Here is a 14,295-nt window from a genome sequence, read left to right on the forward strand (position 1 = left end):
CCCCTCATTCATCTAGTCTAATATTACAGGTTTTTAATTAATTCGTCAGCAAATGCAGAACATTTAACTTCTGTAGCGCCGTCCATTAGACGAGCAAAGTCGTAAGTTACAACTTTAGAAGCAATTGTTTTTTCTACTGATGCAGTTACTAAATCTGCAGCTTCTTTCCAGCCTAGGTGTTCAAGCATAAGAACGCCAGAAAGTAATACTGAAGATGGGTTTACTTTATCTTGTCCAGCATATTTTGGTGCTGTTCCGTGAGTAGCTTCGAAGATCGCATGTCCACTAACGTAGTTGATGTTAGCTCCTGGAGCGATACCGATACCACCAACTTGAGCAGCTAAAGCGTCAGAGATGTAGTCACCGTTTAAGTTCATAGTTGCTACAACATCAAACTCTTTTGGACGAGTTAAGATTTGTTGTAAGAAGATATCAGCAATCGAATCTTTTACTAAGATTTTACCAGCAGCAAGTGCTTCTGCTTGTGCTTTATCAGCAGCTTCAGCGCCTTCAGCTTCTTTGATTGCATCATATTGGTTCCAAGTGAATGTTTGGTCAGCAAATTCAGTTTCAGCTAATTCGTAGCCCCAAGTTTTGAATCCACCTTCAGTGAACTTCATGATGTTACCTTTGTGTACTAAAGTTAAAGATTCGCGTTTTTCAGTAATAGCATAGTTGATAGCTGCGCGAACTAAACGTTGTGTACCTTCTTTAGATATTGGTTTAATACCGATACCTGAAGTTTCTGGGAAACGGATTTTGTTAACACCCATTTCAGTTTGAAGGAAGTTGATAAGTTTTTTAACTTCATCTGAACCTTCAGCATATTCAATACCAGCATAGATATCTTCTGTGTTTTCACGGAAAATAACCATATCAGTGTCTTCAGGACGTTTAACTGGAGAAGGCACACCTTCGAAGTAACGTACAGGACGTAAACAAACATAAAGGTCAAGTTGTTGACGTAATGCTACGTTTAGAGAACGGATACCGCCACCGATTGGTGTAGTAAGAGGTCCTTTAATTGCGATTAAGTATTCATTGATAGCGTCAAGAGTTGCTTGTGGTAACCATTCGCCAGTTTGGTCGAATGCTTTTTGTCCAGCAAGTACTTCTTTCCACTCGATAGATTTTTCGCCATTGTAAGCTTGTTTTACTGCTGCATCGATTACGCGTGATGCTGCTGCCCAAATATCTGGACCGATTCCGTCACCTTCGATGAATGGAATGATTGGATTGTTTGGTACTTTAAGTACGCCTTTTTCAACTACGATTTTACCGTTAGACATGAACTTGTTGCCTCCTAATATTCATAATCAAAGGGCAGGTGCCAAAACCTAGCACCGCCCTTGACTTTTTTATTATACCAATTATCTTTCGTTTACAGGTACATATTTTTGCATTCCTGGTCCAACATACTCTGCACGTGGACGAATTAAACGATTGTTAGCATATTGTTCGAAAATGTGAGCTACCCATCCAGATACGCGTGAAACCGCGAAGATTGGAGTGAATAAATCGTGATCGATACCTAAAGAGTGGTATACAGATGCTGAATAGAAATCTACGTTTGGTGGTAGATTTTTTTGTCCAGTCACCATTTCATGGATTTTCACTGACATTTCGTAATATTCAGGTTGACCAGTTAATTTAGTTAACTTTTCAGACATAACTTTTAAATGTGGAGCACGTGGATCACCTTTGCGGTAAACGCGGTGTCCGAAGCCCATGATTTTAACTTTATTAGCTAATTTATCGTTGATATAATCTTCAACTTTATCAACTGAACCAATTTCAGATAGCATTTTCATTACTTGTTCGTTAGCGCCACCATGTAAAGGACCTTTAAGTGCGCCAATTGCAGCTGTAACACCTGAATATACATCAGATAATGTAGCTACACATACACGAGCAGTAAATGTAGATGCATTTAATTCGTGGTCAGCATGTAATACTAATGCTTTGTTGAATGCTTCAACAGCGATTGCTTCTGGTTCTTTACCAGATAACATATAAAGGAAGTTTGCAGCGTAACTTAACTCTTTTTTAGGCGCTACAGGCTCTAAACCTGCACGAATACGAGAGAACGCAGTTACAACAGTAGAAATTCTAGCTTGCAACTTGATTGCTTTACGATAGTTCGCTTCGTCAGACATATCCTCAGCATCTTCATCATATAAAGCTAGTAAAGAAACTGCTGTGCGTAATGCAGCCATTGGGTGAACAGATTTGATGTCATAAGTTTTAAAGTGATCTAATACCGCTTGTGGCACTTCCATATTGTCAGCTAATTGTTGTTTCAATTCAGCTAATTCGTCTGCTTTAGGAAGACGTGTGTGCCATAGTAAGTAAACTACCTCTTCAAAAGATGCATTGTCTGCTAAGTCATCAATATTGTAGCCAACATATGTAAGAGTATCATCAATTATAGAACTGATTTTAGTCTCTGCTGCTACGACACCTTCTAATCCGCGTGTTGCTGTCATAATATATCGCTCCTTCTCCAAATGTATTAGATAACATTCATAAAACCAAATAAATGCAACCTATATTTTTTCGATATGAACCTATAAGTAAATCGCTTACATTGCTATTATAATAAATTTTGACGGCTTTGTGAATGAAAAGGCCATATTTCGTTCAAAAAACTAAATTTAGACAGAAACATTGTATTTTGTAGAAAAAAATTAACATTAACTAGGATGGAAAAATCATATTTTTTAAAGGATGATGTTTTGTTACAAGAAAAAATCAAAAAAACTACCATGTATCGAATCCAATTATTCATACTAATCGCTCTACTATTAGTGTTAGCTTGGTTAGTTTTACCTGTATCTCTTGCTATTTTAACGGCATATTTCGCATATCCATTACTAAAGTATTTAAATTCAACATTAAGACTGCCTAGATGGCTAGCAGCATTAGCTACTGAAGTTATTATATTATCCAGTTTCATCGCAACTATACTATTTTTAACTTCTGTTTTAATCGAAACTTTACCTGAGATTAAACGTATAATTACCCAAGTTGAGTTCTTCTCTGATATGCAATCCATGCTACTCATTAATCTGCAAGAGAAATTTGTTTCCCTAGTAGATATGGCTATGGAATCGCTCGTAAATATTGTACAATCCACCTTCCAGAATCTAATTAATTTTACTTTTTATCTAGTAGCCTTGTATTTTGCTTTATATGAAACAAGCAGGAATAGATTATGGTTCTTTATCTATTTACCTGCTCGCTTTAGAAAACCTATTCAACGTGTTTATGAAGAAGCTTCCCAACTATTCGGTTATTTTCTGTCAGTAGAATTACGTTTATTACTCCTGACATTCGCTCTTTTATCCGTAGGCTTAATGGTACTTGGTTTTTCATTTCCCGTTGGAAAAGCATTACTCATCTCTGTAGCAGATAGCCTTCCCTTTTTAGGAATTGGTATCTTCCTAATTCCAATGAGTATATATTTTTTTATAACAGGTAATCAATTGCTTTGCGTATATTTATTGATTCTCTATGCGATAATTCAGCTTTCAAGACAATTCGCTGAATCGTATATGTGGGCGTCAACATTACATATCCGTTCCGTTCACGCGTTTATGATAAGTGCCATTAGTTTATTGCTCTTTGGCATCGCAGGTATTTTAATTAGTCCATTCTTATTATTACTTGCTGTAAAATTAAGAAACCATCCTATTTTTGAATCAAAATAACTTGACCGTTTTTCATCTTTTTACGTAACCAATAATAAAGAATTGGTTTAAAGAGATTTCTTGTAGGGCCGAAGACCAGAAGAAGACCAATAATATCGGATACAAAACCTGGCAAGACTAAAAACAATCCACCAATAAATATTAGTAAACCATTAATCATGGCATTACCTGGTGGTTGTCCATTTTGGATCGCTTGTTGAATATCCTTAAAAGCTTTAACTCCTTGCGTTTTAGCTAAATAGATCCCTAATATACCTGTGACAATAATTAAGACTAGCGTATACATGGCACCAATTAGTTTTCCGGAAATTAATACAACCGCAATTTCAATTATAGGAATCAACAAAAGAAATAGTAGAATTTTACGCAATTTATTCACCTCTTTTTAAAAAACAACCTCAGCTCAAATGCGCTGAGGTTGTTTGTTTATTATAAAATACTTGAACGTCCGTAGTAGATAACTCCAGATACTGCATCGATTGATAACTCTTGTCCATCGCTAATCATTGTTGTCGCGTCTTTCACACCTACAATAACAGGAATACCTAGACTTAAGCCAACAACTGCAGCATGACTTGTTAGTCCACCTTCTTCAGTAATTAACCCTGCGCATTTAGAGATAGCTGGCATCATATCACGATCAGAACCAATCGTTACAATAATTTTGCCTTCAGTATCTTGTGCCAGTGCTTGCTCAGCATTTCTGACAACTAAAGCTTTACCTATAGCAGCAGATTTACCAATCCCTTGACCTTTAGTAAGCATATCGCCAATTACATGAACTTTCATCAAGTTAGTCGTACCCGCTTCACCTACTGGCACACCAGCTGTAATAACAACTAAATCACCGTGATGAACATAGCCTTTGTTCAAACTTTCTTGAACAGTTAGCTCTAAAATTTCATCCGTTGAACTTACTTTTGGTCCAACGATAGGGAATACACCCCATACAAGAGCTAGTTTGCGACAAGTTTGTTCTGATGATGTAACTGAAATAATTGGTACACCTGGACGGTATTTAGCGATCATACGTGCAGTATGGCCACTTTCAGTTGGTGCTAATATAGCTGAAACTTGTAAGTTAAGTGAAGTGTAAGCAACCGCTTGGCTAATCGCCTCAGTCATACTAGCACCTTTCTCACGGCTACGTTTACTAACGATCGCACGGTGATCCAATGAATCCTCTATACGATTAGCAATTTTATACATTGTTTTTACAGATTCTACCGGATAAAGTCCAGCAGCTGTTTCACCAGAAAGCATGATTGCATCTGTACCATCTAAGATTGCATTCGCTACGTCACTTGCTTCAGCTCGAGTAGGACGAGGGTTACGCTGCATTGAATCCAGCATTTGTGTTGCTGTAATAACTGGTTTTCCTACTGTGTTACATTTTTGGATAAGATTTTTTTGAACAATAGGTACTTCTTCTGCTGGAATTTCAACTCCAAGGTCACCACGAGCAACCATTAAACCGTCGGAAACTTGAATGATTTCATCGATATTATCGACACCTTCTTGATTCTCGATTTTCGGAATAATTTGGATATGTCCACCATTGTTATTTTCTAACAACTCACGGATTTCCAATACATCTGATGAACGACGTACAAATGAAGCAGCGATAAAGTCTACACCTTGTTCGATACCAAATAGAATATCTTGTGCATCCTTTTCCGTAATACCTGGTAATTGTACTGAAACGCCTGGTACATTCACGCCTTTTTTATTTTTTAGTACGCCTGCATTTTCAACTACAGTATGAATTAGTCCAGCCTCGGTATCTTTACCAGTTACACGTAATTCAATTAGACCATCATCTAATAAAATGGTTGAACCTTCTTCAACATCATCGATAAGTTTTTCGTACGTAATAGAGAAAATTTCTTTATTGCCAAGTACTTCCGTCATGGAAATATCAATTGTTTGACCTGTTACTAATTCTACAGCGCCATCTTCCATTGAATGCGTACGAATTTCAGGACCTTTTGTATCAAGTAAAATAGCCACAACTTGTCCAGTCTTTTTCGCTGCTTCACGAATGCTCTCGATTCTTGCTGCGTGTTCTTCATGATTACCATGCGAAAAATTCAAACGAGCTACGTTCATACCTGCTTCGATTAATTGCACTAAAATTTCTTGCGATTCACTAGCGGGACCAATAGTACATACAATTTTTGTTTTTCTCATCTGTTCGACCACTCCAATTTAATTAAATCGATAATTCTTTTGATAAAGTGTACATTGACAAGTCTGTATTACGTTCTTTCTTAAATGCCTCTTCTAAGTCATAGTCTACCACCACATGGTTTCTCATGCCAACTGCAAGACCACCGCGATTCTCAATTAATAATTCTACTGCTCTCGCAGCGAAAGTACTTGCTAGTACACGGTCACGTGCTGTCGGCGATCCACCACGTTGGATATGACCCAAAACTGAAACTCTTGTTTCAATATCTTTTTCTGAAAGTTTTTTTGCCAGATCACTCGCTGACATAACCCCTTCAGCAACTATAATAATACTGTGCTTTTTCCCTCTGTCATAACCTTGTTCTAAACGTGTGACAAGTTCGTCTAAATCATGTTGTACTTCAGGAATCAAAATCGTTTCAGCACCACCAGCTAGACCAGCCCATAAAGCCAAGTCACCTGCATCGCGACCCATTACTTCAATGATAAATGTGCGTTCATGAGATGTTGCTGTATCACGAATTTTATCAATACAATCTATTACAGTATTCAAAGCTGTATCAAAGCCTATCGTATAATCTGTTCCCGGAATATCATTATCAATTGTTCCCGGCACACCTACACAAGGGAAACCACGCTTTGTTAACGCCAAAGCCCCTTGATAAGAACCGTCTCCACCGATAACAACTAACCCTTCGATACCATGCTTTTTCAACTGTTCAATCGCTTTGAGTTGTCCTTCTTCTGTTTTGAATTCTAGACAACGTGCAGAATGTAATTTCGTACCCCCACGTTGAATAATATCCCCTACAGAACCGCGATCTAAACTTTCAATTTGTCCATCTATCAGTCCTTGATAGCCATAGTAAATACCTGCAACTTCTAAATCATGATATAAAGCTTTCCTGACAACTGCGCGGACAGCTGCATTCATGCCTGGTGCATCTCCACCACTTGTTAAAACACCAATTTTTTTCATATGATTCATTCCTCCTACAAGCGTCACTATTAAGACATTAACACGAAATAGTATTCTGTGTCAGTATTGCGTCGAAAGAAATAGGCTGTTTCATGTATCTAATTAATTTAAATTGATACAGATTCAGCCCACCCTTATATTTAATTGTTACTATTCAATGTAGTTATACCCCAATAGCTCAAAATTTATTATAACGATTTGTTACTATTCAGTGTATACTCCAATAGCTCTAAATTTATTATAACGATTTTCAATTAGTTCATCGGCTGGTATATTTTTCAGTTTTTCTAATGAATCACTAAGAACCATCTTCATATTAAGCGCTTGTTGCACTACATCATTATGCGCTCCACCTAACACTTCAGGAATAATTTCATCTATAATTTCCATTTCCTTTAAGTTCGGTGCAGTAATACGCATAGCTTCTGCAGCTTTTTGTGCTAAAGTCGCATCCTTCCATAAAATCGAAGCAGCTCCTTCTGGTGAAATAACAGACAAAGTTGCATTTTCTAACATGTGAATTTGGTTAGCTACACAAAGAGCAAGTGCACCACCACTACCACCTTCACCTATAACTATACTGATGACTGGAACTTTTAACCCCGCCATTTCGAATAAATTACGCGCTATAGCTTCACTTTGTCCACGTTGTTCTGCCGCTTTACCAGGATACGCACCTTTTGTATCGATCATGCATATGATTGGTCTTGAAAATTTCTCAGCTTGCTTCATTAGGCGTAGAGCCTTTCTATAGCCTTCCGGATGTGGCATACCGAAATTACGTCGAATATTCTCTTTTGTATCCTTCCCTCTTTGATGGCCAATAATTGTAATTGGTCGGCCTTCAAAAGAGGCTATACCTCCGATAATCGCCTCATCATCACCAAAGTTTCGATCACCATGAAACTCGATGAAATCATCAAAAATAGCATTAATATAATCTTTTGTCGTTGGACGCTCAGGATGTCTAGCAATTTGCACTCGGTCCCAAGGTTGGATATTATCATAAATTTCTTTAGCTAATTTACTAAAACGGTCCTCAAGTTGACTAATCTCTTTCGACATATCAACATCTGCATTAGCCGTGAATTCTTTTAACTCATTAATTTTTTCACGAAGCTGCATAAGTGGTGCTTCGAACGGTAAGTATTTCACCATTATTATTGCGCCTCCTTTACATGAAGCTTAACAATTGTTGAAACTGTTTTGCGCATATCTTTACGATTTACCACTGCATCTAACTGACCGTGAGCCAATAAAAATTCCGCAGTTTGGAAATCTTCCGGTAATTTTTCACGAACTGTCTGTTCAATAACACGACGCCCCGCAAAGCCGATTAACGCTTTTGGCTCAGCTAAATTAATATCCCCAAGAGAAGCAAAACTTGCAGAAACACCTCCAGTTGTCGGGTGTGTCATGATTGAAATAAATAAATGGCCTTCTGCACTATGGCGTTGTAAGGCAACACTCGTTTTCGCCATTTGCATAAGAGATAACACGCCTTCTTGCATACGAGCTCCACCACTCGCTGTGAAAATGATAAATGGTGCACTTAGTTCAGTCGCCTTTTCAATTGCACGGGTGATCTTCTCACCAACTACAGAACCCATTGACCCCATACGGAAATGTGAATCCATAATCGCTACAACGATTTGTTCGCCATCTAACTCACCGATACCTGTTAATACTGCTTCATTTAATCCTGTTTTCTTTATATCTGATTGAATCTTTTCTATATAGCTAGGAAACTCTAATGGATTAATAGAAACTAAATGATCATCCAATGATTTAAATGTACCTTCATCAAAGAAAATTTCAACACGCTCTTGTGCTGTCATTTTGTAATGATGGTCACACTTTGAACAAACTTTTAATCCTTTCATTAAATCCTTTGTTAACTCCACATGACGACAATCAGGACATTTTGTCATGATTCCTTCTGGTACATCATGTTCTTCACGCTTCATAGAAATACGCGCTTTATTTTTAATTTTATTGGTTTTAAATAAATCTTTTATACTCATAAAATATCTCTCCCCTTATGTAGCAACTCGGCCCATTTTTCAAACCAGCTTATTGCTTCAGCAGTATTTCCTATCATTAATTCACTTATAAAGGCTTGTAACATAGGCTGTTCATGCTCGGTAGAAAGTCCACTATACATCTCTTTTCCATATTGCTTTAACAGAATCCACATTTTCAGTACAAGGCGATTTTCTGATGTGATAACGATTTCCCTTATAACATCTTCGCGCGCAATTACACCCTCAGTTTCAAGATTACGCAACAAACTTTCCCATACTGGTAACTTTCGTAATGTTTCATTAGAAGACACGATACGAATTGCATCACGTTCAAGAATTTTTCGTGTTTCATTCACATTTTCTAAATCTGTTCCTTCTTGCAAAATGAAGGTAGACAATACTTCTACTAATTTATGATTTCGAAAATCGGTTAAGAATGTCCCTTCGCCTCTACGCGTTTCAATGAGTCCAAGTAGCTCTAAACTGCGTAGTGCTTCTCTTACAGATGACCTTCCAACATTCAAACGCTCAGCTAGTACACGCTCTGATGGAATTTTACCACCTGCCGGAATATTTTCATCACGTATTAAAGCTCGTAGTTCACTGACAATTTGTATAAACATTTTAGAAGTTGGTTTTTCTGCACTCATCGAATTTCTCCTTGGACAATATAAGTTGTAAAAAAGTGGTCTGACCACTTTTGATAATAGCATACATAAAATCTTTCGAAGAGTAAAGTAAAAATAAAAAACTGTGCAAAAATCACACAGTTTTAGTCGTTTAATCTATTTTTCAGTTAGTTCCGTTATTAATTTCTTTACAATCATCTGCGCCTTACCGTTACGTAGCTCTACAAAACCTTCTGCCAAAACAATCTGTTCCTCTTGTAACCATTCTTGAATCTGGCTATATTCACGAGGAAAGATAGTTATTGAAAGCATGCCAGATTCATCTTCAAGGTCAATAAACGCCATTTGTTCGCCTTTTTTCGTACGAATTTGCTTAATCCCTGAAACGATTCCGAGCATTTTCGCATATTTTCGACCTTGAATTTGTAAAATATCCGCAGCAGACATGGAATCTAGTTGCAATTCTTTCTTTAATTTCAAAATTGGGTGCTCTGACATATAAAATCCAAGCACCTCTTTTTCATATTGCAACATTAACTTTTCTGGCATCATGCTTGCGTTTGCATATTTGGGTTTTCCGAATAAAAAATCGCCATCGCTTAATAAACTCTCTTCATCATTTGGTCGATATAAATTAGCATGCTTGACTACTGCTTCAATAGAAGCTAAAAGTTGACCACGATCTCGCCCAAAGTCATCCAGCGCACCAGCCTTTATTAATGGTTCCAATGCTTTTCTAGTAAAATGAACACCAGTCATATCAAGCGCAAAATCAAATAAATCAGCCCAGTTGGAATGACCGTTTTTACGTAAGCTTAAAAGTTTTGTTAAAAATGAATGTGGTACACCTTTTATTGCAGAAAGCGCAAAACGAATAGCACCATTCTCTACTCGGAATGTACGACCGCTATGATGAATAGATGGTGGCAATACAGTTATTCCTTTTTGTTTAACCTCTTGCAATAAGCGCATAAGACGATCTTGATTTCCTATAGTACTTGTCAAAAGTGCAGCGTAAAAATACGTAGGAAAATTCGCTTTTAAATACGCCATATGATAAGTAATGACACTATATGCGACGGCATGACTTTTTGGAAAACCGTAATTTGCAAAACGAACAATTAAATCGTAAACTTCCACCGCTACTTGCTCAGTAAACCCTTTTGCTACAGAGTTTTTCACGAAATGTTGTTGTTCAGCATCTAATATTTCCTTCTTCTTTTTACTAACTGCTCGACGTAAAATATCTGCTTCTCCCATCGTAAATCCTGCCATCACTGAAGCAATTTGCATGATTTGTTCCTGATACACAATGACACCATACGTCTCTCTTAATATAGGTTCAAGTACTGGATGTGGCATGATTACAGCTTCGCCACCGTGCTTCCTTTTACTATAAACAGGAATAAAATCCATTGGACCTGGACGATACAGTGCAATGATTGCCACGATATCTTGAAAAACAGTTGGCGTTATGTCACGTAATGCTTGGCGCATACCATCAGACTCTAATTGGAAAACACCTGTTGTATCGCCTTGTTGCAACAACTTGAAGGTCGAGGGATCATGTAATGGAATTTTTTCAAAGTCAAGAAACTTCCTTGTATCGTAGTAAATCATTGAACGGATACGCTCTAAAATGGTCAAATTACGTAAACCTAGGAAATCCATTTTTAATAAGCCGATGGATTCTACTTCTTGCATCGGCCATTGCGTTATATAGAGCCCATCGTTACCTGGCTCAATAGGAACAATATTTACTAAAGGCTCTGGAGAAAGTACAACACCCGCGGCATGCGTCGACGCATTTCGTGGCAAACCTTCTAAATTTAAAGCAACTTCAATCCATTTTCGACGTATATCTGAAGCTGCAATCCAATCACGTAATGCCGCAGAATCCTCTAAGGCTTCTCTTAAAGTAATTCCAACCTTATTAGGAATAAGCGAAGAAATTGTCGACATCTCTTCACTCGTGAATCCGAATACACGTGCTACATCTCTAGCAACTGCTTTAGCAGATAGCGTACCGAATGTAATGATTTGTGATGTATATGTTTTTCCATATTTATCAGCAACATACTGAATCACTTCTTGCCGACGATGATCTGCAAAATCAACGTCAATATCTGGCATGGTAATTCGCTCTGGATTTAAGAACCGTTCGAATAATAAACCATATTGTAGTGGATCAACATCTGTAATTCGTAATGTATAGGCAACAAGTGAACTTGCTGACGAACCACGGCCTGGTCCTGTTAAAATTTGCTTACTTTTCGCGTATTGAATATAGTCCGAAACAATTAAAAAGTAATCTGCATAACCCATTTCTTGAATAATTCCTAATTCATAATGCAGTCTTTCGATATAATCAGTACTGGCATTTGGTACCCGTTCTTGTAGTCCTCTTAAGCTATTTGCTTCAAGTAAAGAAAAAGCTGTCTCATTATTTGGTGTTGGAAACTTAGGCATCAAAAATTTGTCGAATGCTAGATTAACCTGACAACTAAGTAACATTTCCTCGGCAGACAAAAGCCACTCAGGATAATCTGCAAACCAATCCTGCCATTGGCTGTTATGAGGTACAAACTGTTGGCGCTCACGTGCGGTCAATTGATCACTAACGTTCATCTTCATCCCTTGTTCAATAGCTTTAGCTACTTCAAAAGAAAAAGCATGTTCCTCACGCATAAATGTACATAGTTGAGTCGCACAAATAGGTAATTCTTGTTCGTGGCAATAGCTAATTATGTTCTGTTCTATATCAGATTTCAAACCACCAGGTCTGTCAATCCCAACATATAATCTACCTTTACCAAAAATAGCTTGTAGAGCTTGTACATCTTCAAACGAACCTTCAGTTGTCCAGTCCGGTGAAGTCATAGGTATCATCAGTATGCAGCCCTCTTGATAACCTTCAAGCCAGCGTAACGGTAATACTTCTCCCTCACGAATAGACATAGCTGAAGTTACTTTCAGTAAATGTTGATAACCTTGCTGTGTAGCCGCATATAAAACGACTGATCGTACTTGCTGTTCGCCAAATTGTACACGAACGGTTAAACCAACAACTGGATGAATCTCAGCTTTTTTTAATGCACGCCAAAAAGGCAACAAGCCGTACAATTTAGAATTGACGATTGCTGCTGCCTTCGCATGTTCTTGCTGTAAGAAAGAAATGAGCTCATCAATGCGAATCGTACTTTTTAACATATCCGCAGCCGTCACAATTTGTGGATATACATTTTGCAACTTCATCTCTTCCTTTCGATAGTTAGTATTTTGCACAAAGCTCTTTTAATTTCGAGATAACCTCTTCTGATTCTTCCCATTTATAAATAGTTGCGCCAGATGCCATTGGGTGGCCTCCACCATTATATTGTTTTGCAAGAGTATTAATAATTGGTCCTTTTGAACGTAAGCGAACACGAATTTGATCTGCCTCTTCAACAAAAATCACCCAGGCCTTAATTCCTTTAACATTACCTAATGACCCTACTAAAAGAGACGTATCGGAAGCAGACACGCTAAATTGCTCTAAAACTTCAATTGTTAATTTAATATAAGCTGCTCCATTATCATCCATCACAAAATTTTGGAATATATAACCTTGCATATGCAGCAATTCTCGGCTCAATTCATACATACCATCAAATAATTCTGTACGATCAAAATTATATTTAATTAGTTCTCCAACAGTGTTAAATGTCGTTTCTGTTGTACTCGGATAGATAAAGCGCCCAGTATCACCAACGATACCCGCAAATAAGAAACGAGCCGCTTTACTGTCCATTTTCCAATCCGCTACTTTTCTACCCTCTGTGAATAGATCATAGATCATCTCACTACAAGAACTTGCATTTGTGTTGACCCAAAGCATATCACCATATGCATCATCATTTGGATGATGGTCTATTTTAATTAAAAACTTCCCTTGGTTGTAGCGTTGATCGTCGACACGCTCTGTATTAGCTGTGTCAGTAACAATAACAAGAGCATTTTCAAACTCTTTATCAGCAACAACCTGAGGCTCTCCAAGAAATGAAAGTGATTCTTCATGCTCACCTGTTGTAAATACTTTTTTTTCCGGATAAGTCGCTTGTAAAATAGCTTGTAGACCCATTTGTGATCCGTAAGCATCTGGATCTGGTCTAACATGACGATGAATAATAATTGTGTCATATTGTTTAATTGTGTCAATAATTTGTCGCTTCATTATGATTCTCCTTTAAACGATTGTGAACCCCTAAATGCCGACTGTCCAAAGGCTAGCTGATTAGATTTTATCAAAGGATATCTACTGAAAGATTGAATCTCTTTTAGTATCTATATATTACGAGTTTCCTTTGTTTTTCTACTCGCTTTTTGCTGTATTTATCGTTAAACTAGAGTCAGCTTTGCTTTTATAGGAGGAACACCATGTCTAATATTTTGAATGTTGTTCTAGCAATTTTAATTGCTATTACAGTTGTTTTTTATTTTTACCTTAAAACAAAACAATTCCGTTCTGATTTACCGATTCGTAAAAAATGGTACTCGAGTCGTGCTGGTGTAGCTTTAGGTGGCTTATTAGTTATTTTTGGTATCAACCAAATAATTATGTACCACACCACTTTAACGTATATTGTATGTGCAGTTTTAATTCTTTTCGGCCTATTTACTGCATTTAATTATAATAAACGAGTTCGCCACTATGGACAATTTGTTGAAGAAGAATATCGTTTGAATAAAAAGTGATGCACAGTACTGTGCATCACTTTTTTTGT

At 37.4% G+C, this 14,295-nt stretch carries 12 protein-coding genes; 2 read left to right on the forward strand and 10 right to left on the reverse strand.

What is annotated here, in order from left to right; translation table 11 throughout:
- Nucleotides 1–23: 23 nt before the first annotated feature.
- Both icd and citZ read right to left on the reverse strand, forming a co-directional pair.
- On the reverse strand, nt 24–1,289 hold the full coding sequence (icd, locus tag AMD00_RS08665; protein ID WP_053416610.1) for an NADP-dependent isocitrate dehydrogenase: 1,266 nt from the start codon (nt 1,287–1,289) through the stop codon (nt 24–26).
- A gap of 81 nt (nt 1,290–1,370) precedes the next feature.
- Nucleotides 1,371–2,486, reverse strand: a complete 1,116-nt coding sequence (gene citZ / locus AMD00_RS08670; protein WP_038187768.1) for a citrate synthase — start codon at nt 2,484–2,486, stop codon at nt 1,371–1,373.
- 279 nt (nt 2,487–2,765) lie between these two features.
- On the opposite strand from citZ, the gene AMD00_RS08675 reads away from it, so the two are divergent.
- On the forward strand, nt 2,766–3,710 hold the full coding sequence (locus tag AMD00_RS08675; RefSeq protein WP_211258624.1) for an AI-2E family transporter: 945 nt from the start codon (nt 2,766–2,768) through the stop codon (nt 3,708–3,710).
- On the opposite strand, the gene AMD00_RS08680 is transcribed toward AMD00_RS08675, so the two are convergent.
- The 8 genes from AMD00_RS08680 to AMD00_RS08715 all read right to left on the reverse strand — a co-directional run bounded on the left by AMD00_RS08680 (nt 3,691) and on the right by AMD00_RS08715 (nt 13,745).
- Nucleotides 3,691–4,080: an FxsA family protein gene (locus AMD00_RS08680; RefSeq protein WP_053416612.1), complete on the reverse strand. Its 390-nt coding sequence runs from the start codon at nt 4,078–4,080 to the stop codon at nt 3,691–3,693. The two genes, AMD00_RS08675 and AMD00_RS08680, sit on opposite strands and share 20 nt — an antisense overlap.
- Before the next feature lie 59 nt (nt 4,081–4,139).
- Nucleotides 4,140–5,900: a pyruvate kinase gene (gene pyk / locus AMD00_RS08685; protein WP_053416613.1), complete on the reverse strand. Its 1,761-nt coding sequence runs from the start codon at nt 5,898–5,900 to the stop codon at nt 4,140–4,142.
- Nucleotides 5,901–5,922: 22 nt separating this feature from the next.
- Nucleotides 5,923–6,879 carry a 6-phosphofructokinase gene (gene pfkA / locus AMD00_RS08690; protein WP_053416614.1) on the reverse strand — a complete coding sequence of 319 codons (957 nt, stop codon included), beginning with the start codon at nt 6,877–6,879 and terminating at the stop codon, nt 5,923–5,925.
- A 204-nt stretch (nt 6,880–7,083) separates the two neighbouring features.
- Complete coding sequence (accA, locus tag AMD00_RS08695) at nt 7,084–8,037, reverse strand: acetyl-CoA carboxylase carboxyl transferase subunit alpha (RefSeq protein ID WP_053416615.1); 954 nt, start codon at nt 8,035–8,037, stop codon at nt 7,084–7,086.
- Nucleotides 8,038–8,039: 2 nt separating this feature from the next.
- Nucleotides 8,040–8,903 carry an acetyl-CoA carboxylase, carboxyltransferase subunit beta gene (accD, locus tag AMD00_RS08700; RefSeq protein WP_053416616.1) on the reverse strand — a complete coding sequence of 288 codons (864 nt, stop codon included), beginning with the start codon at nt 8,901–8,903 and terminating at the stop codon, nt 8,040–8,042.
- Entirely contained in the window at nt 8,900–9,553 is a 654-nt protein-coding gene (locus AMD00_RS08705; protein WP_053416617.1) for a FadR/GntR family transcriptional regulator, read from the reverse strand. Before AMD00_RS08705 ends, accD begins: the two co-directional genes overlap by 4 nt.
- A gap of 135 nt (nt 9,554–9,688) precedes the next feature.
- A complete protein-coding gene (gene dnaE, locus AMD00_RS08710) occupies nt 9,689–12,781 on the reverse strand; it encodes a DNA polymerase III subunit alpha (RefSeq protein ID WP_157059203.1) in 3,093 nt (1,030 codons plus the stop codon).
- Nucleotides 12,782–12,803: 22 nt separating this feature from the next.
- Complete coding sequence (locus AMD00_RS08715) at nt 12,804–13,745, reverse strand: DHH family phosphoesterase (protein WP_053416618.1); 942 nt, start codon at nt 13,743–13,745, stop codon at nt 12,804–12,806.
- A gap of 203 nt (nt 13,746–13,948) precedes the next feature.
- Here AMD00_RS08715 and AMD00_RS08720 point away from each other — a divergent pair, with 203 nt between their 5' ends.
- Entirely contained in the window at nt 13,949–14,266 is a 318-nt protein-coding gene (locus AMD00_RS08720) for a YtpI family protein (RefSeq protein ID WP_053416619.1), read from the forward strand.
- Nucleotides 14,267–14,295: the final 29 nt, after the last annotated feature.

The organism is Viridibacillus arvi (assembly GCF_001274945.1).
Lineage (GTDB): Bacteria > Bacillota > Bacilli > Bacillales_A > Planococcaceae > Viridibacillus > Viridibacillus arvi.